The 22,737-nt window shown below is 73.4% G+C and carries 22 protein-coding genes; 8 read left to right on the top strand and 14 right to left on the bottom strand.

What is annotated here, in order from left to right; translation table 11 throughout:
* Positions 1-57: 57 nt before the first annotated feature.
* The 7 genes from AB0B83_RS24520 to AB0B83_RS24490 all read right to left on the bottom strand — a co-directional run bounded on the left by AB0B83_RS24520 (position 58) and on the right by AB0B83_RS24490 (position 8,245).
* Positions 58-1,698, bottom strand: coding sequence for a cation acetate symporter (locus tag AB0B83_RS24520; RefSeq protein ID WP_357580129.1), 1,641 nt, complete (start codon positions 1,696-1,698; stop codon positions 58-60).
* 1 nt (position 1,699) lies between these two features.
* The gene (locus tag AB0B83_RS24515; protein ID WP_357580138.1) at positions 1,700-2,089 is read right to left on the bottom strand and encodes a hypothetical protein; all 390 of its coding nucleotides are present in this window, start codon (positions 2,087-2,089) and stop codon (positions 1,700-1,702) included.
* Between the two features lie 291 nt (positions 2,090-2,380).
* Positions 2,381-3,061 carry a DUF5701 family protein gene (locus tag AB0B83_RS24510; protein WP_357580128.1) on the bottom strand — a complete coding sequence of 227 codons (681 nt, stop codon included), beginning with the start codon at positions 3,059-3,061 and terminating at the stop codon, positions 2,381-2,383.
* Positions 3,062-3,479: 418 nt separating this feature from the next.
* Positions 3,480-4,241, bottom strand: a complete 762-nt coding sequence (locus tag AB0B83_RS24505; RefSeq protein WP_357580137.1) for a LytTR family DNA-binding domain-containing protein — start codon at positions 4,239-4,241, stop codon at positions 3,480-3,482.
* A 17-nt stretch (positions 4,242-4,258) separates the two neighbouring features.
* Positions 4,259-5,509 carry a histidine kinase gene (locus AB0B83_RS24500; protein ID WP_357580127.1) on the bottom strand — a complete coding sequence of 417 codons (1,251 nt, stop codon included), beginning with the start codon at positions 5,507-5,509 and terminating at the stop codon, positions 4,259-4,261.
* 38 nt (positions 5,510-5,547) lie between these two features.
* Complete coding sequence (locus AB0B83_RS24495; protein ID WP_357580136.1) at positions 5,548-7,119, bottom strand: sugar transferase; 1,572 nt, start codon at positions 7,117-7,119, stop codon at positions 5,548-5,550.
* A 265-nt stretch (positions 7,120-7,384) separates the two neighbouring features.
* Complete coding sequence (locus tag AB0B83_RS24490) at positions 7,385-8,245, bottom strand: DNA-formamidopyrimidine glycosylase family protein (protein WP_357580126.1); 861 nt, start codon at positions 8,243-8,245, stop codon at positions 7,385-7,387.
* Positions 8,246-8,381: 136 nt separating this feature from the next.
* Here AB0B83_RS24490 and AB0B83_RS24485 point away from each other — a divergent pair, with 136 nt between their 5' ends.
* Positions 8,382-9,641, top strand: a complete 1,260-nt coding sequence (locus AB0B83_RS24485) for a glycosyltransferase (RefSeq protein ID WP_357580125.1) — start codon at positions 8,382-8,384, stop codon at positions 9,639-9,641.
* A gap of 295 nt (positions 9,642-9,936) precedes the next feature.
* Here AB0B83_RS24485 and AB0B83_RS24480 read toward each other — a convergent pair whose 3' ends face one another.
* From AB0B83_RS24480 to AB0B83_RS24460, 5 genes are all read right to left on the bottom strand, one after another.
* Complete coding sequence (locus AB0B83_RS24480; RefSeq protein ID WP_357580124.1) at positions 9,937-10,659, bottom strand: CDP-alcohol phosphatidyltransferase family protein; 723 nt, start codon at positions 10,657-10,659, stop codon at positions 9,937-9,939.
* Positions 10,634-11,701 (bottom strand): iron-containing alcohol dehydrogenase family protein, encoded by a 1,068-nt coding sequence (locus AB0B83_RS24475; RefSeq protein WP_357580123.1) that lies wholly within the window; start codon positions 11,699-11,701, stop codon positions 10,634-10,636. The genes AB0B83_RS24480 and AB0B83_RS24475 overlap by 26 nt, the downstream gene beginning before the upstream one ends.
* Positions 11,689-12,420 (bottom strand): phosphocholine cytidylyltransferase family protein, encoded by a 732-nt coding sequence (locus tag AB0B83_RS24470; protein ID WP_151455571.1) that lies wholly within the window; start codon positions 12,418-12,420, stop codon positions 11,689-11,691. Before AB0B83_RS24470 ends, AB0B83_RS24475 begins: the two co-directional genes overlap by 13 nt.
* Before the next feature lie 79 nt (positions 12,421-12,499).
* Positions 12,500-13,270, bottom strand: coding sequence for a hypothetical protein (locus AB0B83_RS24465; protein WP_357580122.1), 771 nt, complete (start codon positions 13,268-13,270; stop codon positions 12,500-12,502).
* A complete protein-coding gene (locus AB0B83_RS24460; RefSeq protein ID WP_089002894.1) occupies positions 13,267-13,716 on the bottom strand; it encodes an NUDIX domain-containing protein in 450 nt (149 codons plus the stop codon). The genes AB0B83_RS24465 and AB0B83_RS24460 overlap by 4 nt, the downstream gene beginning before the upstream one ends.
* 180 nt (positions 13,717-13,896) lie before the next feature.
* On the opposite strand from AB0B83_RS24460, the gene AB0B83_RS24455 reads away from it, so the two are divergent.
* The 3 genes from AB0B83_RS24455 to corA all read left to right on the top strand — a co-directional run bounded on the left by AB0B83_RS24455 (position 13,897) and on the right by corA (position 17,052).
* A complete protein-coding gene (locus AB0B83_RS24455; protein ID WP_132240536.1) occupies positions 13,897-14,355 on the top strand; it encodes an ester cyclase in 459 nt (152 codons plus the stop codon).
* Between the two features lie 106 nt (positions 14,356-14,461).
* Positions 14,462-15,556 (top strand): PLP-dependent aminotransferase family protein, encoded by a 1,095-nt coding sequence (locus tag AB0B83_RS24450; protein ID WP_357580121.1) that lies wholly within the window; start codon positions 14,462-14,464, stop codon positions 15,554-15,556.
* Between the two features lie 437 nt (positions 15,557-15,993).
* Positions 15,994-17,052, top strand: a complete 1,059-nt coding sequence (gene corA, locus AB0B83_RS24445) for a magnesium/cobalt transporter CorA (protein ID WP_357580135.1) — start codon at positions 15,994-15,996, stop codon at positions 17,050-17,052.
* A 126-nt stretch (positions 17,053-17,178) separates the two neighbouring features.
* On the opposite strand, the gene AB0B83_RS24440 is transcribed toward corA, so the two are convergent.
* Entirely contained in the window at positions 17,179-17,991 is an 813-nt protein-coding gene (locus AB0B83_RS24440) for a hypothetical protein (RefSeq protein WP_357580120.1), read from the bottom strand.
* A gap of 84 nt (positions 17,992-18,075) precedes the next feature.
* On the opposite strand from AB0B83_RS24440, the gene AB0B83_RS24435 reads away from it, so the two are divergent.
* Entirely contained in the window at positions 18,076-18,606 is a 531-nt protein-coding gene (locus AB0B83_RS24435; protein WP_132240538.1) for a peptidylprolyl isomerase, read from the top strand.
* Between the two features lie 94 nt (positions 18,607-18,700).
* Entirely contained in the window at positions 18,701-19,615 is a 915-nt protein-coding gene (locus AB0B83_RS24430; RefSeq protein WP_357580119.1) for a rhomboid family intramembrane serine protease, read from the top strand.
* Positions 19,616-19,641: 26 nt separating this feature from the next.
* Here the strand turns inward: AB0B83_RS24430 and AB0B83_RS24425 are convergent, their stop codons facing one another.
* Positions 19,642-20,070, bottom strand: coding sequence for a PH domain-containing protein (locus AB0B83_RS24425; RefSeq protein ID WP_357580118.1), 429 nt, complete (start codon positions 20,068-20,070; stop codon positions 19,642-19,644).
* Positions 20,071-20,158: 88 nt separating this feature from the next.
* Here AB0B83_RS24425 and AB0B83_RS24420 point away from each other — a divergent pair, with 88 nt between their 5' ends.
* Together AB0B83_RS24420 and AB0B83_RS24415 are read left to right on the top strand one after the other, a co-directional pair.
* Positions 20,159-21,331, top strand: coding sequence for an acetyl-CoA C-acyltransferase (locus AB0B83_RS24420; protein ID WP_311409871.1), 1,173 nt, complete (start codon positions 20,159-20,161; stop codon positions 21,329-21,331).
* Positions 21,332-21,408: 77 nt separating this feature from the next.
* A complete protein-coding gene (locus tag AB0B83_RS24415; RefSeq protein WP_357580117.1) occupies positions 21,409-22,500 on the top strand; it encodes a phosphotransferase in 1,092 nt (363 codons plus the stop codon).
* Positions 22,501-22,737: the final 237 nt, after the last annotated feature.

Here is a 22,737-nt window from a genome sequence, read left to right as displayed (position 1 = left end):
GGACCAGCGGCTGCTCCGGCCGCAGGATGATCCCCGGTCATCCCCGAGTCGTACCTGTCAGAGGCGGAGGGCCTCCGGGGCGTGCAGGCGGAGCATGGTGGCGCCGATGTCGGCCGGCGCCCGGCGGCGGGTCGCCATCGAGACCGCCACCATCACGGTGAAGGCGAGCGGCACCGTCCAGGCGGCCGGCTGCGCGGTGAGCGTCGCCGGCCAGCCGGACAGCGGCGGGCCGAGCACCGTGACCAGCACCGCCCCGACCGCCGCACCGCCGCCGACCAGGATCCCGGCGGCGGCGCCGAGGTCGGTCAGCCCGCGCCACCAGATGCCGAGCACCAGCAGCGGGCAGAAGCTGGATGCGGCGACCGCGAAGGCCAGCCCGACGACCTGCGACACGTCCAGCCCGGCGAGGTTGAGCGCGAGGACCGTCGGCACGGCCCCGGCGATCACCGTGGCGAGGCGGAAGCCGCGTACCGAGCCGCGCCCCAGCACGTCCGTGGAGATCACCCCGGCGACGCTTGTGAGCAGCCCCGACGAGGTGGAGAGGAAGGCCGCGAACGCACCGGCCGCCACCAGCGCGGCGAGCAGCCGGCCGGCGGTGCCGTCGCCGAGCGCCGCGCCGGGCAGGAGCACCACCACCGCGTCGGTCTGCCCGCTGAGCAGCAGTTGCGGGGTGTAGATCCGGCCGAGCACCCCGTAGATGGTGGGCAGCAGGTAGAACGCCCCGACCAGGGCGAGCACCACCAGCGTCGTGCGGCGGGCGGCGGCGCCGTCGGGGTTGGTGTAGAAGCGGACCAGCACGTGCGGCAACCCCATGGTGCCGAGGAACGTGGCCAGGATCAGCGAGTACGTGGCGAACAGCCCCCGGTCGTCGTCCCCGGCGGCGCTGGGCAGCAGCCAGTCGGCGGCGTCGGTGGCGACCCCGGACACCTCCGGCACCGGGTCGCCGGCGGCGAAGGACAGCTCGTCGCCGGGGCGTACCTCCTGGATCCGGCCGTCGGGGTGGGTGAGGGTCGCGCGATGCTCGACCACGACGGTGGTCGCGGTCCGGAACGCCGGCCCGTCGGGCGGGGTCACCGCCGGGCGGGCGTCGGCCTGCCACTGCAACGCCAGGAAGATCGCCGGTACGGCCAGCGCGGTCAGCTTCAGCCAGTACTGGAAGGCCTGCACGAAGGTGATCGCGCGCATGCCGCCGAGCGCGACGTTCGCGGTGACCACCACGGCCACCAGCAGGGCCCCCAACGGGTACGGCGAGCCGGTCACCGTCGCCAGCGTCAGCCCCGCCCCCTGGAGCTGCGGCACGAGGTAGAGCCAGCCGATGAAGATCACGAAGGCGGTGGCGAGGGTACGCAGCCGACGCGATCCGAGCCGCAGCTCGCAGAAGTCCGGCAGTGTGAACGCGCCGGAGCGGCGCAGCGGCGCGGCCACGAAGAGCAGCAGCGCGAGGTAGCCGGCGGCGAAGCCGACGGGGTACCAGAGCACGTCGACGCCGTACTTGAGGATCAGCCCGGCGACCCCGAGGAAGCTCGCCGCCGACAGGTACTCCCCGCCGATGGCGGCGGCGTTCCAGGTGGGGCTGATCGCCCGCGAGGCGACCAGGAAGTCGGAGGTGGTCCGCGCCAGCCGCAGCCCGTAGAAGCCGATGCCGACGGTGACCAGGGTGACCGCCACGATCGCCGGTACGACGAAGCCGTTGCCCACCTCAGCGCTCCGGCCGCTGGACCAGGTCGGTGAAGTCCTGCTCGTTGCGTTCCGCCAGCCGCACGTACGCCCACCCGACGGCGATCAGGAACGGGAACGACGCCACCCCGAGCAGCAGCCAGGGCAGGTTGACGCCGAGCACGGTGACCCGGCCGACGGCGGGCGCGACGGCGAAGAGCCACGGCAGCCCGCCGAGCCCGATCGCCACCACCAGGGAGAGCCGCAGGGCCAGCGCGAACTGGGCCCGGACCAGCCCCCGTACGAGCGCGTCGCCGACCCGGGTCTGCTGGGCCAGTTCGGCGCGGGTGCGTTCCGCCCGGTCCTCGCGGCGGGACACCTCGGCCAGCACGATCCGCGCCCGGGGCTGGGCGACCGGGGCCTGCTGCGGCACCCCGGACCGGCCCGCGTGCTGCGGCACCCCGGACCGGGCCGCGTGCTCGGGCGACCCGGACCCGCCCTGCCGGGGCGCGGGGACGGGATCGTCGGCAGCGGCCACCTCGGCAGTCTCGCCCGATCGCCGCGATTGTCAAGGGCGGCCGTCGGCGTCACGTCCGCCCGGGCCGGCTCGGGCGGAGCCGTCCACACCGGGCTGTGGACAACCTGTGGAGAACGGGTCACCCCTGTGGATAACTCGTGGAGAGTGCGGCGGGGCGGCCGGTGGTTGGTCACCCCGCCGCGGCACTCACTTCGTGTCGACGTGCTCCAGGCTGACGTGCTCCAGGCCGACGCGCTCGGGACGGGCGGAGGCGGAGCCGAGCCAGGTGTGCGGGTTGCCGTACCAGCACCAGCCGAGCTTCGGCGCGTTCTGGCTGATCCAGAGCGCCGGCACCCGCTTGTCGCCGCAGCGGGAGCCGACCAGCGAGAAGCACTTGTTCTTCGCCAGCGCCTCCGGGTAGAGGGTGACGAAGGCGAGCCCCTCGTCGATGGTGAGCGGCAGCCGGTCCTGGCCGGTGATCACCTCCATGGCGGCGGCGGGCGCGAGGTTCAGCGTCTCCTCGCCCCGGTCGACGTCGAAGAGCAGGTACGCCGGCCCGGCCGGCACCTCCAGCTCCTTGATCGGGTCGAACTTCGGCAGGTCACCCTCGGCGTAGTGCCGGTCGACGATCCCCGGCTTCCGCTTGCCGGCGAGGGTGGTCAGCGCGACGCGCTCCGCCACCGGCACCAGGTCGCGGGTGACCACCAGGAGGAAGGGCACCCGCCCCTCGGTCGGGGCGGGCAGGTCGGCCGCCCCCGCGACGGCCGCCGCGCGCAGCGGCGCGACCAGGTCACGGAAGGCGTCCTCGGTCAGCTCGGCCAGGGTCGGATAGCCCAGCTCCACCAGCCGGTCGAGCTGACGGTCGAATTCGGTCGCGGCGTCGAACAAGGCGGCCTCCAATTGTCGTACGGAGTACCGTACAGCGTACGACAATGCTTGGGTATTCCCGACCCTGAGGAAAATCTGAGGGCGACGACCTGCCGAGATGCTGATCGTCAGGGATGCTCGCGTCACCGCCGCAGCAGTGGGGACTCGGTGGGCCGCGTGGCCCCAAGTCGACAAGGTCCCCGCGCGACCCCAAGCTGAGGCGCTGTCGAGCTGCCCCGTCCATGGGACCGGAAGCGTCCGCGCCCTTTGGTCTTACAGATGGGGCAGCTCGACAGGGTGCCAGGCGGGGTAATGCCTCGCCCGGAGTCGGCCGCGTCCGGGCCGCCGCAGAGGGCGAGGGCGAAGAGGGGCCACGGGCGGGAGGGGGCCTAGGCGGGAGAGGGCCGGGAGAGCACGTGCCGAGGGCGTGCAGACCGGGTCAGCGGCTCCAGTCCTGCTTCGCCGCGCGGACCAGCTTGTCCTTCAGCTCGCGGGTGTGCCGGCGGCTGACCGGCAGTTCCGCCGAGTCGATCACCACGACGTAGCCGGAGTTGACCAGCCGCAGCTCCGCGATCAGCTTGAGCTGCACCAGGTAGGACCGGTGGATGCGGACGAACCCGGCGTCCGCCCAGCGTTCCGCGAGGGTCGCCAGCGACACCCGCACCAGGTGCGAGCCGTCGGCGGTGTGCAGGCGGGCGTAGTCGCCCTGCGCCTCCACCCAGCGCACCGCCGAGCGGGGCAGCATCCGCGTCGTGCCGGCCAGCTCGATGGGGATGGTCGGATCCTCCTCCGCCCGGGCCAGCGCCGCCGGGTGCGACGGCACCACCCGCGCGCCGATCACCCGGCGCAACGACTCGGCGAGCCGCTCGGCGCGTACGGGCTTGCGGACGTAGTCGGTGGCGCCCAGGTCGAACGCGTCCACCGCCCCGTCGTCGTACGCGGTGACGAAGACGATCGCCGGTGGCCGGGCGAAGCGGCGCAGCACCCGGGCCAGCTCCATGCCGTCCAGCCCGGGCATCCGGATGTCGAGGAAGACCACGTCCACGTCGCCGTCGCGGAGCACCCGCAGCGCCTCCGTCGCGTCCCCCGCCGTGTGCAGCCGGGCCACCCGGGGGTCGGCCCGCAGGTGGTACGCCAACTCGTCCAGCGCCGGCGGCTCGTCGTCGACCGCCAGCACCCGCAGGAACCCGGCCGCCCCCACCTCCACGGCCCGCTCGATCACGAGCCGGCCCGTACGCCGGGATGGAACTTCGGCACCCGCATGCTCACCTTCGTACCCGAGCCGAGGCCCGTCTCGACGACCAGGCCGAAGCCGTCCCCGAAGACCGACCGGAGCCGCTCGTCGACGTTGGAGAGCCCGACGTGCTGGCCCGGGTCGTCCCCCACGCCGGCCAGCGCGGCGTCGCCCGGCTCTCCGGCGGCGCCGGCCAGCTCGGCGATGCCGGCGGTCAGCGTGCTCGGATCCATCCCCACTCCGTCGTCCTCCACGGTGATGTGGCACTCGGTGCCCGCGTCCCGGGCCTCGATGCTCACCATGCCCGTGCCCGGCTTGCGGGACAACCCGTGCCGGACGGCGTTCTCCACAAGCGGTTGCAGGCAGAGGAACGGCAGCGTCACGGGCAGCACCTCCGGGGCGATCTGGAGGCGCACCTGGAGCCGGTCGCCGAACCGGGCCCGCTCGATGGTCAGGTAGCGGTCGATCGAGCGCAGCTCCTCGGCCAGCGTGGTGAACTCGCCGTGCGCCCGGAACGAGTACCGCGTGAACTCGGCGAACTCCAGGATCAGCTCCCGGGCCCGGTCCGGGTCGGTGCGGACGAACGAGCCGATCGCGGTCAGCGCGTTGTAGATGAAGTGCGGGCTGATCTGCGCGCGCAGGGCGCGTACCTCGGCGCGGGCCAGCCGCTCCCGCGAGGAGTCCAGCTCGGCCAGGGCGAGCTGGTTGCCGGCCCAGTGCGCCGTCTCCAGGGTGGCCTGCACCAGGCCCGGCTCCGGCTGGCCGTCGGCGACCGCGACAAGCACCCCGACCCTGCGCCCGTCCGCACCGGTCAGCGGGGCGACCACCGCGCCGCGTACCGGGCAGTCGACCCGGTCGCAGTGCAGCTCCGGCTCGCCGAGGACCGTCGAGCGGCCCGTCGCCACCGCCCGCCGGGCCGCCGCGACCAGTTGCGCGTGGTGGTGCCCGCCCCGCCCGTCGAGGGCGAGCAGGCTCTCCCGGTCCGTCAGCGCCAGCCCGGCCGCCCCCACCAGCGCCCGCAGATGGCGTATGGCCTTCGCCGCGTTCGCGGTGCTCAGGCCCGCGCGCAGCGGCTCGGCGGCCAGCCCGGCGGTGTGCAGCACCTCGTACGTGGCCCGCTGGGTGGCCGTGGCGATGCCCCGCCGCGCGCGCAGCCGGACCACCGCGAACAGGGCCGCACCCAGCGCGGCGAGCAGCGAGACGACGCCGAAGACGCCCGAGAGGTTGCCACCCACGCAGCGATCCTGGCCCCTGCCGGCCCACACGCCAAGAGTCAGTACGCGCCCTTGCGGGCGAGCACCACCCCGACGGTGCGCCACAGGATGCTCAGGTCGTACGCCAGCGACCAGTTGTCGACGTAGTAGAGGTCGAGCCGGACCGCCTCGTCCCAGGACAGGTCGGAGCGGCCGGAGACCTGCCACAGCCCCGTCATGCCCGGCCGGACCAGCAGGCGGCGGCGTACGTCGCCGAGGAAGTCGCCGTCGTCGGCGGGCAGCGGGCGCGGCCCGACCAGGGACATCTCGCCCTTCAACACGTTGATCAACTGCGGCAGCTCGTCCAGCGAGGAGGCGCGCAGGAAGCGGCCCACCGGGAAGACCCGGGGATCCTCCTTCATCTTGAACAGCATGCCGTCGGTCTCGTTCCGGTCGACCAGGCTGGCCAGCCGGTCCTCCGCGTTCACGTACATGGTGCGGAACTTCCAGACCCGGAAGGTGCGGCCCTCGTGGCCCACCCGGGGCTGGCGGAAGAAGACCGGGCCCGGGTCGGAGATCCGGATCCCGATCGCGATGAACAGGAAGACCGGGGCCAGCAGCAGCAGGCCGAACCCGGCGGCCACCCGATCCATCAGGTTCTTGGCCAGCAGCGCCGGACCGGAGAGCGTCGGCTCCTCGACGTGCAGCAGCGGCAGGCCCTCGATCGGCCGGATGTGCACCCGGGGGCCGGCGATGTCGGTCAGCTGCGGGGCGACGACCAGGTCGACGCCCGAGCCCTCCAGCTGCCAGGCCAGCCGGCGCAGCTCGCCCGGCTCGGAACTCGCCGAGCCGCAGACCGCGATCGTGTCGCCGCCGACCTCCCGGACGAGGGCGAGGACGTCGCGGCCCGCGTACACGGGGACCGGGGTCTCGATGCCCTTGGCCGCCGCGTAGCCGTCGGTGATGTGGATGGCGACCGGCATCAGCCCGGCGGCCGGGTTGCGGGTGACGGCCGTGTAGACCTCAAGGCACTCCGGCAGGGTGCCGATCAGCACCATCCGGTGACCCGCCTGGCTGATGTTGCGCCGGACCACGTGCAGCACGAAGCGGCAGAGCATCCGGTTCAGCAGGATCAGCAGCAGCGCCGCGAGCAGGGCGGTGCCGACCGTGTAGCGGGACAGGTCGGTCTTGGTGGCGAAGGCGAGGAAGGACACCGTCGCGGCGACGGCCACGCCGGCCCGGATCACCCGCTTGTACTCGTCCGGGCCCAGGCCGAGGTAGCGCCGGTCGTAGGCCCGGTTGGCCCAGAGGCTGACGAGCCAGCCGAGCGGCAGGAGGCCGAACGCCACCGTGTGGAACCACGTCGGGTCCTGCTCGGCGTTGTAGAAGCCCGCCCGCGACTGGTCGAACGTCTCGATGGCGATCAGGCTGGCGACCGCGGCGGCTGCGAAGTCGAGCAGCAGCAGGAGCGTGATGTAGGGGCGGTGCCAGCGGGACACGCGACGGCGGGCCCGAGCCCACGCGGACCGGGGTACGCCGTTGTGGGACGGCGGTGCCGGCGGCTGGATCTCGAAGCTGTCGACGTGCCGCACGAGTTTGCTCCGGCCTGTGTTGGTTACCGGGCGCTGGAGGCTTGTCGTCACCTCACCCATGTCCTCCCGCATGACACGAGCCGCTCACTCACCGTGAGGGCCCGGTCGCCCACCGTCCCAGTCTCCCACGCGGGCGCCGACCCGTGCGCTGACCCGGGGGACAACGCGGCGGGTGTGGTGCCGCTGGGCGTCTGGCCGGCTCCGCGCCATTTCAGAAGCCGGGGACCGAGCCACTATACCGATGGATGACGGGCCCGGTAGAGCCGCAACTCAGACCTTCGGCGCGGGATGGCCGATTCCGTTCCGTAGTCGGCAGTGTCGTCACTCACCGTACGAGTCGCGACAACCGCCGGTCAGCGAGCGGCTTCCCGCCGGTCTGGCAGGTCGCGCAGTACTGGAGGCTGGAATCGGCGAAGGAGACCTCGCGGACGGTGTCCCCGCAGACCGGGCAGGGCTGCCCCGTCCGGGCGTGCACCTTCAGCCCCGAGCGCTTCTCGCCCTTCAGCTCGGCCGCCTTCTGCCCGACCGAGCGGCGCACCGCGTCGCCGAGCACCTCCCGCGTCGCCGCGTGCAGGGTCGCCAACTGCTCGTCGGTCAGCCGGTTGGTGATCGCGAACGGGGACAGCTTCGCCGCGTGCAGGATCTCGTCGGAGTACGCGTTGCCGACGCCGGCCAGCACCGTCTGGTCGGTGAGCACCCCCTTGACCTGGCCCTTGCGGCTGCGCATCCGCTCGGTGAAGGTGGCCAGGTCGGCGGCGAGCGCGTCGGGGCCGAGGCGGGCCACCCCGGGCACCGCCTGCGGGTCGGTGACCAGGTAGACGGCGAGGCTCTTCTGGGTGCCGGCCTCGGTCAGGTCGAAGCCGGAACCGTCGTCGAGGCGTACCCGCAGCGCGATCGGGCCCTTGCCGGGGCGCAGCGGGGCGGCGGACGGAAACGCCTCCCGGTAGTGCAGCCAGCCCGCCCGGGCCAGGTGGACCACCAGGTGCAGGTCGCCGTCGAGCACCACGTCGAGGAACTTGCCGTGCCGGCGGGCGTCCGTCACGGTCCGCCCGGCGGCGGCGGTCGGCGCCGGGTCGTACGTCTTCAGGGCGCTGATCGCGGCGACCTCCAACCGGTCGACCCGCCGCCCCACCGCCCGCTCACGCAGGTAGTCCGTGAGCGCCTCAACCTCCGGTAGTTCGGGCACCAGCCAACGGTAGCCTTCTTTCCCGTGAGCGTGAGGAATGAGCTTGCGAGTCCCCGCCGCGAGCGCGAGGAGTGAGCTTGCGAGCCCCGCAGTCGCGAGCAGAGACCGGCACAGCCGCGAACGAAAGGCAAGCTCAGTGAGAATCGTGGTGGCGCACAACCGGTACCGGGAGGCTCAGCCCTCCGGTGAGAACACGATCGTCGACGCGGAGATCGCCCAGCTCACCGCGGCCGGGGTGGAGGTGCTGCCGTTCATCCGCAGCTCGGACGAGATCCCGTCGATGTCGAAGTCGGCCAAGGCGCTGCTGCCGATCTCGCCGATCTGGGCACCCCGCGCGCAGGAGGACCTGAGCCGGCTCATCACCGAGCACCGGCCGGACGTGCTGCACCTGCACAACCCGTACCCCCTGATCTCGCCCTGGATCGTGCGGACCGCGCACCGGCACGGCGTGCCGGTGGTGCAGACGGTGCACAACTACCGCCAGGTCTGCTCCTCGGGGCTCTACTTCCGGGACGGGATGATCTGCCAGGACTGCCGGGGCCGGGCCCTGGGCGTGCCGGCGATCGTGCACCGCTGCTACCGGGGCTCGCGGGCGCAGAGCGCCCTGATGGCGACCACGCTGGCCGTGCACCGGGGCACGTGGCGCTCGGTGGACCGCTTCGTCGCGCTCACCTCGGCGGTCGCCGACCACCTGCGCGACTACGGCGTCCCGGCAGAGCGGATCGTGGTGAAGCCGAACGGCATCCCCGACCCGGGGGCGCCCGCGCCGCTCGGCGACGGCTTCCTCTACATGGCCCGGCTCTCCCCGGAGAAGGGGCTGGGCCTGCTGCTTGACGCCTGGCGGCGGCACCCGGACGGGGCGCTCGGCCCGCTGCGCATCGCGGGCGACGGCGAGCTGCGCCCGTTGGCCGAGGCCGCTGCCGCCGAGCGCGCCGACGTGACCTATCTCGGGCCGCTGGACCGTGCCGGGGTGCGCGCCGCGGTCGAGGCCAGCGCGGTGATCATCGCGGCCTCCACCTGGCACGACGTGCTGCCCACCGTGATCATCGAGGCGTTCGCCGCCGGCCGTCCGGTGCTCGGCACCGCGCTCGGCGGCATCCCGTACCTCGTCGGCGCCGACGCGCCCCGGGAGCCCGCCGGCACCGGCCCGGCCGCCGTCGCCACGGCCGCGCCGGGAGAGGGCCGCGTCGCGCTACCCGCCGGCGTGCAGGCGGGCGAGGCGGGTTGGGTGGTGCCCCCGGAGCCGGCCGCCATGGCCGCCGCCCTGCCGGTGGCCCGGGCCGGGGCCGCGACGCTGGCCACTGCGGCACGCGCCCGCTACGAGCGCACGTTCCACCCCGACGTGGTCACCAAGCGCCTCCTCGACGTGTACGCGGGCCTGGCCCGCCGCCACTGACCGATCCGCCGCGAGAACTACTCGGGACGCTTGAGACATCCGGGCAGCCCTTGCCCGGAATCCTGCCCACTTTTCGGGAATCCCGTTCTGCTATTTGGGATGGTCGGAGATCTTGGTAGGAAAGTGCCCCTCCAGGGGCGCTTCCGTACCAAGATCTCCCGCCGCCACGGTCATGGCCGCGGCGCATCGCGGTCAGTCGTGGTTCCGGCGTGGGCCGGGCGTGCCGTCCGTGCGGTAGCACAGACGGGGCAGCTCGACAGGGCCGAAGAAGGGTGGGCCGCCCTGGCGTCGCACCTCAGCGGAGGGAAGCGCGGGCGGAGAAGGCGATGCTGGCGAGCAGGAAACCGCCGTTGACGATCGTGAACGCGACAATCACCCAGAGGACGAGGGCCGGGGCGAAGGCCAGCACCAGGCCGGCGGCGAAGATGACCGCGCCGTAGTCGCGGACCAGCTTCACCAGGCGTACGGGCAGCGAGGTCGAGGTGACCATGCTGGCGGCGTTCGGGCCGGCCTGCATCACGGAGGTCACCAAATTGACCATCCAGGTGCCGGCGAAGATGGCGACCAGCCAGCTCGGCGTCGACGGCTCCTGCGCCACCGCCGTCGCCGACAGGGCGGCGACCAGGGCGATCTGGGCGGCCACGTCGCAGAGGATGTCGACCCGGGCACCTGCGGCGCTGCCCTGCCCCGTCACCCGGGCCAGCTGACCGTCGGCGCAGTCCAGGCAGTACGCCACCTGCCAGCCGACCAGCGCGAGCAGCCCGACCGCCCAGGCCGGCACGTCACCGGCGGCGACCCGCCCGGCGAGCGCGACCACGGTGACCGAGGTGGCCAGGCCGAGCACCAGGTTGGCGATGGTCAGCGCGGTCGGGCGCAGCCCGAGGCGCTGGGCGACGAGCGCGAAGACCGCGCCCAGCCACTGGCTGATCGATTCGCTGAACAGGCCGCCGCCCCGGTTCACCCGGTGGAAGTCGGCGACGGTGGGACGGGGCTCAGCCAAGGTGGTCGCGGATTGCACCGGCGTAGTCTGCCAGCCGTTCCCGCGTCTCGGTAGGCGACATCGCCAGGTGTTCGAGGATCGTGTAGCGGTCCGGCCGCGTCTGGGGCGCGAACTGCACGGCATCGACGAACTGCTCGTCGGTCAGGCCCAGGTCGCCCGGCGTGGTGGCGAGGCCGTGCCGGTGCAGGCAGTGGGCGAGCCGACCGAACCGGTCGGTGTCCCCGCGCAGGAAGGTGCAGAAGAGGGCGCCGAGCCCCACCTGCTCGCCGTGGGCGGCGGTGCCGGGGTGCAGCCGGTCGATCGCGTGCGAGATCTCGTGGTCGCCGCCGCTGGCGGGGCGCGTCGACCCGCACACCGAGCTGGCGATGCCGCCCATGATCAGCGCCTCGGCCAGCGTGGTGAGGAAGCTGTCGTCGGTGATCTTGCCGGGGTGGTTGAGCAGCGCCTCGGCGCCCGTCCGGGCCAGCGTCACCGCGAGCCCGTCGATGGGCTCGCCGCGTACCTCGTGGGCCAGCTCCCAGTCGGCGCAGGCGTTCAGGTTGCTCACCGCGTCGCCGATGCCGGCCTGGGTCTGCCGGTCCGGGCCGTTCTCCACGAAGTCGAGGTCGACGATGACCGCGATCGGGATGTGCACCCCGTAGGAGCCCTTGCCGCCCTCGTGGTCGAGCGAGGCGGTGGGGGAGGCGATGCCGTCGTTCGCCAGGCTCGTCGCCACCGTCACCATCGGGATCCCGTAGCGGGTGGCCGCGTACTTGGCGGTGTCGATGGTCTTGCCGCCGCCGATGCCCACCACGGCGTCGTAGTGGCGGCGGCGTAGTCGGTCACCGAGGTCGTTCGCCGCGTCGATGGTGCCGCCGGCGACCGTGAAGACGTCGGCCGCGCCGAGCGACGGCCGGCACAGCTCGACGATCCGTTCACCCTGGCCGGGACCGACCACCACGGCCACGTCCCCGCCGGCCGAGATCCGCCGGTCGGCCAGCAGCGGCCCGAGGTCGGCCACCGCACCCCGCCGGACCTCGATCACCAGCGGGGTGTTGACCGTACGGGCTAGTAGTGGCACGCGATCTCCCGCGCCCGGGCCAGGTCGGCGTGGTTGTCGACCTCGACCCAGGAGACGTCACCGATCGGCGCTGCCCGCACCTCGCCACCCCGGTCGGCGAACTCCTGGTAGCCGTCCTCGTAGTAGAGGTTCGGGTCACGCCGCCACGTCGCCTCCAGCGCGTCGGCGAGGGCGTCGGCCACCTGCGGCTCGATGAGCGTCGCGCCGATGTACTCCCCGTACGCCTCGCCCGGGTCCATGATCTTGGTGATCCGGGTGAGCTGGCCGGCGGCGTCGAAGGTGGTCTTCATCTCCTCCTCGGCCAGCGGCTTGATGGTGTCGACGGCGAGCAGGATGCCCGGGCCGCGCTCGGCCAGCAGGGTCTTCTCCACGCTCACCGGGTGCACGGTGTCGCCGTTGACCAGCAGCACGCCCCGGGCGAAGTGCTCCCGGGCCAGCCAGAGGGAGTACGCGTTGTTCCACTCCTCGGCCTTGTCGTTGTGCACGAGGGTGAGCGTGACGCCGTACCGCTTCTCCAGGTCGGCCTGGCGGGAGACGACCGCGTCGGCGGCGTAGCCGACCACGATCACGATGTCGGTGAGCCCCACCTCGGCCAGGTTGCGCAGCGCGATGTCCAGGATGGTGGTGTCGCCGTCCACCGGCACCAACGCCTTGGGCAGGGTGTCGGTGTACGGGCGCAGCCGGCGCCCCGCCCCGGCTGCGAGCACCATCCCGATCATTGAGGCGTCCTCCCTCGTACGACTCCCGGTCACCGCTGGAGGATAGCCCCGCGCGGCGGCACCCCTGCGGCCAACCGGGTCAGCCGGGCAGCGCCGCCAGGTCCGCCAGCACCGCCAGCCGCTCCTCGGCGGTCAGCACGGCGTACGGGGCGGCGGCCCGCCGGTCGGTCTCCAGCTCGATGGCGAGCTGCTCCGGGCCGGGCGGCAGGGCTGCGGCGCTCGCCGCGCTGTGCCCGGCGGCGGTCCACGCGGCGGCGTGCGCGTCGGCCCGGTGGTAGCGCATCGTGCCGAGCCGGTTCAGCAGCAGCACGCCGGTCGTGGTGCCGTCCGGCTCGTACGGCGGCGCCGTCGCGGCGAACGCGGCACCCTCCTCGGCGCCCTCCTCGTCGGCCAGCACCAGCGCGCACGTGAGTACCCGGCCGAACGCCTCGACCAGCCGCAGCACCCGGTCCTCGTGCCCCGCCCAGAGCTCCTCGGTGACCTCCGCGTGCACCTGCCAGATCTCGGCGAGGAAGGCCAGCCCGCGCTCGGTGGCGGAGAGTCCGCCCTCGGGGCTGCGGTGGATCATCCCGTACGCGACCTGCTTGTCCAGGGCCCGCCGGCACTCGACCGGGTCCCGGTAGCGGGTGACCGCGGCGAAGCCGGCCTCGTCGACCGTCCCGCCCGGTGCCGCGAGGCGGGTGCGGAACTCCAGCAGGAAGCCGGTGGCCGCCGGCCCGCCGTACCGCTGGCTCAGCTCGGCGCCGCCGCCGTCGCGGCCGGCGAGGATGCCGGCGACGAACGCACGGTCCACCGCCGGGGCGACCAGGCCGGCGAACCGGTGCGGCGCCAGCTCGACGGTGTCGTTCACAGACCGATCGAACGCAGGGCGGCGAAGCCTTCGGCCGCGATCCGGCGGATGAGGCCGTCGTTGACGTCGCGGTGCTCGTCGAGCAGGTCCAGCTCGTCGGCGGCGAGCCACCGGAACTCGGTGTGCTTGCCCGCCTCCAGCGTCGGCCGGGCCAGGTCGCCGTCGACCCGGACCAGCCAGTCGCGCTCGACGCGGGCCAGGCCGTCGTCGGCGACGTAGCGGTACTCCCCGACGTGGCCGAGCACGTGCGACACCGTCCAGCCGGTCTCCTCGGTCACCTCCCGGCGCAGCGCGTCCATCCAGTCCTCGCCCGGTTCCAGATGGCCGCCGACGATGTCCCAGCAGTTGGGAAAGATGCGCCGGTGGGGAGACCGTCGCTGGACGAAGAGTCGACCGTCGTCGTCGACGATCAGCGCGCCGGCGCAGCGTAGAGGCTCGGTGGACACGCCACGACAGTAGCGAGCGGTGGCGCGCTCCGGCGACGCCCGGCCTCGTCGCCGGTCCGGGGCGGCCTCGCGGGCCGGGCCGGCCGGAACGCCGGCACGCGCGATGGTGTGGCGGGACGATCGACGGGTAAGGATTCCCGTGCGGGCACGGACGGGCCGTGACCCGCGACGGAGGTCCTCATGCGTGGCGCGGATCGGCTGGTCGAGCAGCAGTACGCGATGCTCCTGCGGCGGGACGTGGCCCGGCTGCCGGACCTCTACGCGGCCGACGCCTTCTACTCGATGCCCGGCGTCACGGTGCGCCCGATCGAGTTGCCCGCCCTGCTGCGCACCTGGACCGGGGCGTTCCCGGACCTGTCCGTCGACCCGCTCGGGTCGGTGCAGACGGCCGGCGGCGCGGCCGTCGAGCAGCGGCTGACCGGCACCCACACGGGGGTGCTGCACACCCCGTTCGGCACCGTCGCGCCGACCGGCCGGCTGGTGAGCTGGGACGTGGTGGACGTCGTCCGGGTCCGGCGCGGACGGATCGCGGCCTGGCGGTCCTACTTCGACTGGGGGCAGCTCATCGCGGCGCTCGGCCTGCACGTGGACGGGCTCTCCCGGGAAGCGCAGCACGACCCGCTCGGCCTTCCGGTCTGACCTGTCGCCGACCGGTCGACGCCGGTCACCCGTCCCGGTGGCTCAGGATGCGGACATCGCCGTGCCTTCCGCGCGCACCCCGTCGCCTTCCGTACGCTGAACAGCCATGACCGCCGAGCAGCTGATCTCCTTCGCCCGTGGCGCTCCCTCCCTGGACATCGTCGATGTCGAGGGGCTCAAGGCCGCCGCCGTCCGCGCGTTCGACGCCGACCCCGCCGGGGTGACCGCCTACGGCACCTCCGTCGGCTACCTCCCGCTGCGGAAGTGGATCGCCGAGAAGCACGGGGTCTCCGCCGACCAGGTGCTGATCACCAACGGGTCGTTGCAGGCGGACGCGTTCCTCTTCGACCACCTGGTCCGCCCCGGTGACGCGGTGGTGGTGGAGCGTCCGACGTACGACCGGACGCTGCTCAACCTCCAGCGGATGGGCAGCGAGCTGCACGGCGTCTCCATCCAGCCGGACGGGCTCGACACCGCCGAGCTGCGCAAGCTGCTGGAGTCCGGGGTGCGGCCCCGGCTGGCGCACGTCATCCCGAACTACCAGAACCCGGCCGGCGTGACGCTGAGCCTGGAGAAGCGCCGGGAGCTGCTCGACCTCGCCGCCGAGTACGAGTTCACGATCTTCGAGGACGACCCGTACGCCGACATCCGGTTCCGGGGCGAGGCGCTGCCTTCGATGCTCTCGCTGGACACCCGCAACGTGGTGGTGCACGCCTCCAGCTTCACCAAGACGGTCTGCCCGGGCGTACGGGTCGGCTACCTGGTGGGTCCGGCGGACCTGATCGGCGACATCGCGAAGAAGGCGACCAGCCTCTACATCTCGCCGGGCATGGTCTCCGAGGCGATCGTGCACCAGTTCTGCGTCTCCGGCGACATCGAGCGCTCCATCGAGACCGTGCGCGCCGCGCTCGGCGAGCGGGCCCGGGTGCTGGCCGAGTCGCTGCGCCGGCACATCCCGGAGGCCCGGTTCGTGGAGCCGGACGGCGGCTACTTCCTCTGGGTCGAGCTGCCCGAGGACGTCGAGGTCGACAGGCTCGCGCCGGCCGCCGCCGAGCGCGGCGTCGCCGTGGTCAAGGGCAGCGACTTCGTCGTCGACGGCGGGCGGCACGCCCTGCGGTTGGCGTTCTCGGCGGTGACCGCCGACCGCATCGACGAGGGCGTGCGGCGCCTGGCGGAGGCCATGGCGGCCGTACGGAGCTGAATTTCTGTCAGATTTCTGACAGTTGGACGATCGTGGCCGCCCCGGGTCTCCCGCCGGGGCGGTCGACGGCCCACAATGCTGCGAGCGTCACTCACCACGTGTAGCGGAACTCACCGCCCGGTGCCGGCCCCCGCCGCGCCCGGCGACGGGACCGGGCCAGCCCGGCCGGCGGCACGTGGGGCGGCGCGACCAGCACAACCCCCGCCCCCAAAGGGCGCCGGGTGGGCCGTGTCGTCCCCTCACCCCCCTGAAGCGACCCGGCCCACCCGGCGCCACCCTCCCGCCGATCGTCACCGGCGGTGATCATCGACGGCGGCGTACTGTTCACCGGCGGCAGCGCGTGGGGAGGGGGCGTGATGACGGACCGGGAACGGACGACCGCGTCGAACGGCGGACGGGTGCTCAGGCCCCGGGACTGGGTGGCGCCGGTGCGGGCGATGACCCGCCGGCTCAACTCCGACACCCCCCAGCAGGCGTCCCCGCCGGCCGGCCCGCAGCGCAGCGCGGTGGTCGACTGCGCCCTCTACGTGGACGGCCGCCGGCAGCCCGGCGACTGGCGGTACGCCGAGGCGCTCGCCGCGGCCCGCCGCGAGGAGCACGGCTTCGTCTGGCTCGGCCTGCACGAGCCGGAGCTGGCCGAGATGACCGCCATCGCCGCCACGTACGGGCTGCACGAACTGGCCGTCGAGGACGCGGTGAAGGCGCAGCAGCGCCCCAAGCTGGAGCAGTTCGGCGAGGTCAGCTTCCTGGTGCTGCGGACCGCCCGGTACTGCGAGCACGCCGAGCTGACCGAGCACTCCGAGGTCGTCGAGACCGGCCAGGTGATGCTCTTCATCGGCCCGAACTTCCTGATCAGCGTGCGGCACGGGGATGCCTGCCGGCTGGCCCCCGTCCGCGCCGACCTGGAGACGAAGCAGGACCTGCTGCTCCAGGGGCCCTGGGCGGTGGCGTACGCGGTCACCGACCGGGTGGTGGACATCTACCTGGAGGTCGCCGACCGGCTGGAGGACGACCTCGACACGCTGGAGGCCGACGTGTTCGACCGCCAGTCCACCGGCCGGATCCAGCGGATCTACCAGATGAAGCGGGAACTGGTGGAGTTCAAGCGGGCGGTCATGCCGTTACAGCGCCCGCTGATGACGCTCACCGCCCAGATGAACCGCGACGTGCCGAAGGAGATCCGCCGCTACTTCCGCGACGTGCAGGACCACCTGAGCCGCACCGTCGAGCAGGTCAACTCCTACGACGACCTGCTCAACTCCATCCTCCAGGCGCGGCTGGCCCAGGTCACGGTCGACCAGAACAACGACATGCGCAAGATCGCGGCGTGGGCCGCCATCGCCGCCGTGTGGACCGCCATCGCCGGCATCTACGGGATGAACTTCGAGGTCATGCCCGAGCTGCGGATGACGTACGGCTATCCGGTCGTGCTCGCCCTGATGCTCGCGATCTCGCTGGCCCTCTACCGCTGGTTCCGCCGCAACGGCTGGCTCTGACGGCCCGGGCCTGACGCGCAGCCGCCGCCGGGCGCGGACCCGGCGCCGTGGCCCCGTCGGGCGCGGAAGCGCCGGCGGTGCGGCAGGGAGCCGCTTCGCCGGCGCTTTCCGGGACCGACAGGGGTGTCAGCGGCGGCCGTTCTTGGCGCCGCCCTTGCCGAGCGCCTCGGTCAGGTCGTCCGCCGGACGGCCCGAGGTGTCCTTGGCGCCCTCGGCCACCGACGGGACCTTGTCCGTCGCGTGGACCGTCGGCTGCTTGCCGGGGGTGGTGGTGGAGGCGCTGTCGCCGCCGGCCACCGCCGAGCTGCCGGCGCCGGTCGGGCCGCCGGCCACGCCCGAACCGCTCGACACCGTCGAGGCGTCGGTCACCGGGGTGCGGATCTCCATGGTCTCCACCTCGTCGCGCATCGGCTCCAGGGTGCGGGTCGGGTCGTACTCGGCCCACTCCTGCTGCTCCCGGCGCCGCCGCATCGCCACCGCGGCGACCCCGGCCACCGCGCCGGCCGCGAGCAGACCGGTCATCATGGACCCGCCCCGCCGGGAGTTCTTCTTCCGGGAAGCCTTCATGTTCTTCGCCTTGACCTTCCTGCCGGCCGCGACCTGCTTGGCTGCCAGGGCCTTCCTGCCGGTGACCGCCTTGCCCGCCGCCTCGGCCTGCGCCTTGCGGACGGCCAGGGCCAGCGGCGCGAGCGCGGCGACCGTGGACGCGAGGCCGCTCGACGCGCGGTCGCGCACGATGACGGCCGTCGGCGCGACGGCGCCCCGGGCCGCCTGGACCCGCGGGGCGACGGTGGCGCCGGCACCCTTCGCGGCGTACGTCGCGGCCTGCCTCAGGTGACCGAGTCCCTGGTTCAGCTCCACCTTGGCCAGCTGCCCCTGGGTCTTACGCCGCCCGATTCCAAACACGGTCCCACCTCCTGGGAGTTGTTCCTTCGTCATCCTCCACCTTCGGATGCCTCCGCACTGCCAGATCGGGCACATGGGAGGATCCGCATGGAACTGACCAACGAGTGAGGAGTACCCGTGGCCGAGGCTGTCTACGCCACCTTGCACACCAACGCTGGCCCGATCCGGCTGGAGCTCTTCCAGAACCACGCCCCGAAGACCGTGAAGAACTTCGTCGAGCTGGCGGAGGGCAACCGCGAATACATCGACCCGCGTACGGGTCAGCCGGGCAGCGGGCCGTACTACGACGGCACGATCTCGCACCGGGTGATCAGCGGCTTCATGATCCAGATGGGCGACCCGACCGGCACCGGGCGCGGTGGCCCGGGCTACAAGTTCGGTGACGAGTTTCACCCGGAGCTGCGCTTCGACCAGCCGTACCTACTGGCGATGGCGAACGCCGGGCCGGGCACCAACGGCTCGCAGTTCTTCATCACCGTGTCGCCGACGCCGCACCTGAACAACCGGCACACCATCTTCGGGAAGGTGGCCGACGAGCAGTCCGTGAAGGTCGTCGACGCGATCGCCAACACCCCGACCGGTCCGAACGACCGGCCGCTGCAGGACGTCGTCATCGAGCGGGTCGAGATCGAGCGGACCGCTGCCTGAGCGGTCCGCGAGGTACCTTTGCCGACATGACTGAGCGCTCCGAGGGCCGGAACCGGTTGGTGGTCCGCGCGATCCGCGACGGCGGGCTGGCGTGGTGAGCGAGTCACCACCCACCACCCCGGTCTGCTACCGGCACCCCGACCGGGAGACGTACGTCCGTTGCACCCGCTGCGACCGGCCGATCTGCCCGGACTGCATGCGGGAGGCGTCGGTCGGGTTCCAGTGCCCGGAGTGCGTGGCGGAGGGACGTCGTAGCGTGCGGCCGGCGCGTACCGCCTTCGGTGGCGGTGCCGCCGGCCGCCACGGCTACGTCACCAAGGCGCTGATCGCGCTCAACGTGCTGATGATGCTGCTCTCCATCGCCTCCGACCGGGGCGGGGACGCGCTGGTCGGAGGCTCCGGCTTCGGCGGTCTGATGGGCGGCAGCACGCCGCTGACCGACTGGGGCTCGGTGCTCGGCGGCGCGATCTTCCCGGACGGCACGGTCGGCGGCATCGCCGAGGGCGAGTGGTACCGCCTGGTCACCGCGATGTTCCTGCACTACGGCGTGGTCCACCTGCTGCTGAACATGTGGGCGCTGTGGGTGCTCGGCCGGTCGCTGGAGGCCAGCCTCGGGCCGCTGCGGTTCCTGACGCTCTACCTGGTCGCCGGGCTGGGCGGGAACGTCGCCGCCTACCTGTTCAGCGCCGAGAACCAACTCACCGCCGGCGCCTCCACGTCGATCTTCGGCCTGTTCGCCGCGCTGGTGGTCATCGAACGGAAGATGGGGCGGGACATCTCCCAGGTGCTCCCCGTCCTGGTGATCAACCTGGTCTTCACGTTCACCGTGCCGGGCATCTCGATCCCCGGGCACCTGGGCGGCCTGGTGATCGGCGCGCTGCTGGCGCTCGTGTTCGCGTACGCCCCGCGGTCGCGCCGGACGCTTGTGCAGTTCGCGGGCGGCGCGTTGATCGTGGTGGCGTTGGTCGGCCTGGCCATGGTCCGTACCGCGGCAATCGTCGGCGGCTGACCCCTCAGCCGGATGCGCGGGCCCGCTCAGTACGGGCGGGCCTCGCGCAGGGCCTCGGCCACCTCGGTGGGATCCGCGCCGAGGTCGTGGCGGCCGAAGAGGTGCAGCGACTCCCCCGCGTCGATCTCCAACAGCTCGCTGGTCAGGCCCCGCCGCGCGCGACGGTCCACGGTCACCTTCTCGACGGCCGACCAGGGCAGCCGCCGGTGTCCCGCGAAGCCCTGGACGACCGTGATCCCGTCCGGGTCGACCGCGAGCCGGACGGGCGCGACCAGGTCGCGCGCGGCCCAGCCGGCGAGCGCGGCGGCCGTGAGCACGGCCAGCGCCATCCGGATCGGGTCGCTCCCGTCGAGGAGCAGGGCCAGCGCGAGCAGTGCGACCGCGCCGGTCAGCTTGAGCGCCGGCAGGGTGGGCGGCACCCGCCACTGCCGGGTCGGGGCCGGGTGTGCAGCCATCCGTTCAGCATGCCAGGGCACCGGGGGAGGACGCCCGGCCCGCCGAGGACGTAGGATCGGGGCCGGCCCAAGTTACCGGGGAGTAGTCATGAGTGACGCAGTCATCGTCGGCGCGGTACGCACCCCGGTGGGGCGGCGCAAGGGCAGCCTGGCCGCCGTGCACCCGGTCGACCTCTCGGCGCACGTGCTGCGTGCCCTCGCCGAGCGCACCGGCATCGATCCGGCGCAGGTCGACGACGTGGTCTGGGGCTGCGTTTCCCAGGTCGGTGACCAGTCGTGGAACGTCGCCCGCAACGGCGTGCTCGCCGCCGGCTGGCCCGAGTCGGTCCCAGGCACCACGCTCGACCGGCAGTGCGGCTCCAGCCAGCAGGCCCTGCACTTCGCCGCCGCCACCGTCCTCTCCGGCCAGGCCGACCTGGTCGTCGCCGGTGGCGTCGAGTCGATGACCCGGGTCGCGATGGGCTCCAGCGTGGCCGGCGGGTCGCCCTTCAGCGACCAGCTGCGCGACCGCTACCGCGGCGTCGAGGGCTTCGCCGACGACGCGCCGCTGCCGTTCAACCAGGGCGTCGGGGCGGAGCTGATCGCCGAGCGCTGGCGCTTCTCCCGCGCGCAGCTTGACGAGTTCGCCCTCGCCAGCCACGAGAAGGCCGCCGCCGCGCAGGACGCCGGCGCCTTCGACGCCGAGATCGCCCCGGTCGCCCTGGCCGACGGCGGCAAGTTCGCCGCCGACGAGGGCATCCGGCGGGACACCTCGCTGGAGAAGCTCGGCGAGCTGGCCACCCCGTTCCGCCCCGACGGCGTCGTCACCGCCGGCTCCGCGTCGCAGATCTCCGACGGCGCGGCGGCGCTCGCCGTCACCACGAGCGAGTGGGCCAGCCGGCACGGCCTGCGCCCGCTGGCCCGCGTGCACACCGCCGTCGTCGCCGCCGACGACCCCGTCACCATGCTCACCGCGCCCATCCCGGCCACCGCGAAGGCGCTGCGCCGCGCCGGGCTGGGCATCGAGGAGATCGGGGTGTACGAGGTGAACGAGGCGTTCGCGCCGGTGCCGCTGGCCTGGCTGGCGGAGACCGAGGCGGACCCGGAGCGGCTCAACCCGCGCGGCGGCGCGATCGCCCTCGGCCACCCGCTCGGCGGATCCGGCGCCCGGATCATGACCACCATGCTCGCCCACATGCGGGACAACGACATCCGCTACGGCCTCCAGACGATGTGCGAGGGCGGCGGCATGGCCAACGCGACAATCGTCGAGCTGCTGTAGGACGCACCGTCGAGCGGCCGTGGGGCAACGGGAAAACCCGTGGTCCCGCGGCACGGGCGGCGGCTAGGTTGCCCGGCGTGACTGAGTTGCCCGGCGTGACTGACGCCAACACGCCGCCCGCCGACCGGGCGACCACGCCGCCCGCCGACCGGGTGACCGCGCCGCCCGCCGACCGGGCGACCACACCACCTGTCGACTGGGCGGACCCGCACTGGCGGGATGCCGCGCTCGGCTGGGTCGGCGACCAGCTCGCCCGGCTCGGGCGGCGGATCGTCGGGCCGGTCGAGCCCCGGGTCCGACCCTGGTCGCTGGTCTGGCGGTTGCCCACCGACGCCGGGGACTTCTGGTTCAAGGCGAACAACCCCGGCACCCGGTACGAGGCGGCGCTGCTGGCCGCGTTGGCCCGGCTCGCCCCCGGCCGGGTGCTCGACCCGGTCGCCGTGGACGCCGAGCGCGGCTGGTCCCTGCTGCCCGACGGCGGCCGGACGTTGCGCGACGCGCTGGGTGGCGACCGGAGCCTGCTGGGCCGCTGGGAACGGGTCCTGCCCGAGTACGCCGACCTGCAGCGCGTGGTCGCGCCCCGGGCCGGCGAACTGCTCGCGCTCGGGGTGCCCGACCACCGGCCGGAGGTGCTGCCGGAGCTGTTCGAGGCGTTGCTGGACGACGAGGAGTCGCTGCTGCTCGGGACGGCGGACGGGCTCACCTCCGAGGCGTACGGGCGGCTGCTCGCCCACCGGTCCGCCTTCGCCGAGGACTGCCGGCGGCTGGCCGCGTCGGGCCTCACGCCGACCGTCCAGCACGACGACCTGCACGACGGCAACGTGTTCGTGGCCGGCGACGGGCACCGCTTCTTCGACTGGGGCGACGCCTCCGTGGCCCACCCGTTCGGCACCCTGCTGGTGACGCTCAACTCGGTCGCGGACGCGTTCGGTCTGCCCGAGGGCGACCCGGCGCTGGCGCGGCTGCGCGACGCCTACCTGGAGCCATGGTCGGACGGGCACGACCGGGCGACACTGCGCGAGGTGGCCCGCCTGGCCGTCCGCGTCACCCGGGTCAGCCGGGCGCTCTCCTGGCGCCGCGCCCTGCGCAGCGCCGACCCGACCCGCGCGGAGTACACGGCCGCGGTGCCCGGCTGGTTGCAGGAGCTGTTCGCGCCGGATCCGGTCTGAGCCGACGCGGACGTCGGCGGCGCGGGTGTCGGTGGCGCGGGTGTCGGACGTGCCGGTGTCGGCGCGACGCCGGCCGACCGGCCCTCCGGCGGCCGGCGCCCAGGCCCGCACGGGCGGTGCGTCGGGTGGCTGTGGTGCGTTGGGGTTGGTCCTGGTGCGTTGCGTGCGTCGTGGTGGGGGTGTGGCCCGCCGTGCCCGGCTCCGGGCGGTCAGGCTTGATCCCTGCGCCGGGCCCTT

Source organism: Micromonospora sp. NPDC049060 (assembly GCF_040649055.1).
In the GTDB taxonomy this organism is placed as follows: domain Bacteria; phylum Actinomycetota; class Actinomycetes; order Mycobacteriales; family Micromonosporaceae; genus Micromonospora; species Micromonospora reichwaldensis.
The sequence above is the reverse complement of the archived record's forward strand: the minus strand, read 5'-3'. Positions and strand labels throughout refer to the sequence as shown.

What these genes read in the sequence shown, in the direction of transcription:
- AB0B83_RS24495 (WP_357580136.1), bottom strand. Translation starts at nt 7,119, where the DNA reads ATGGGTGAGGTGACGACAAGCCTCCAGCGCCCGGTAACCAACACAGGC.
- AB0B83_RS24470 (WP_151455571.1), bottom strand. Translation starts at nt 12,420, where the DNA reads ATGATCGGGATGGTGCTCGCAGCCGGGGCGGGGCGCCGGCTGCGCCCG.
- AB0B83_RS24455 (WP_132240536.1), top strand. Translation starts at nt 13,897, where the DNA reads ATGCGTGGCGCGGATCGGCTGGTCGAGCAGCAGTACGCGATGCTCCTG.
- AB0B83_RS24450 (WP_357580121.1), top strand. Translation starts at nt 14,462, where the DNA reads ATGACCGCCGAGCAGCTGATCTCCTTCGCCCGTGGCGCTCCCTCCCTG.
- corA (WP_357580135.1), top strand. Translation starts at nt 15,994, where the DNA reads ATGACCCGCCGGCTCAACTCCGACACCCCCCAGCAGGCGTCCCCGCCG.
- AB0B83_RS24440 (WP_357580120.1), bottom strand. Translation starts at nt 17,991, where the DNA reads ATGACGAAGGAACAACTCCCAGGAGGTGGGACCGTGTTTGGAATCGGG.
- AB0B83_RS24425 (WP_357580118.1), bottom strand. Translation starts at nt 20,070, where the DNA reads ATGGCTGCACACCCGGCCCCGACCCGGCAGTGGCGGGTGCCGCCCACC.
- AB0B83_RS24420 (WP_311409871.1), top strand. Translation starts at nt 20,159, where the DNA reads ATGAGTGACGCAGTCATCGTCGGCGCGGTACGCACCCCGGTGGGGCGG.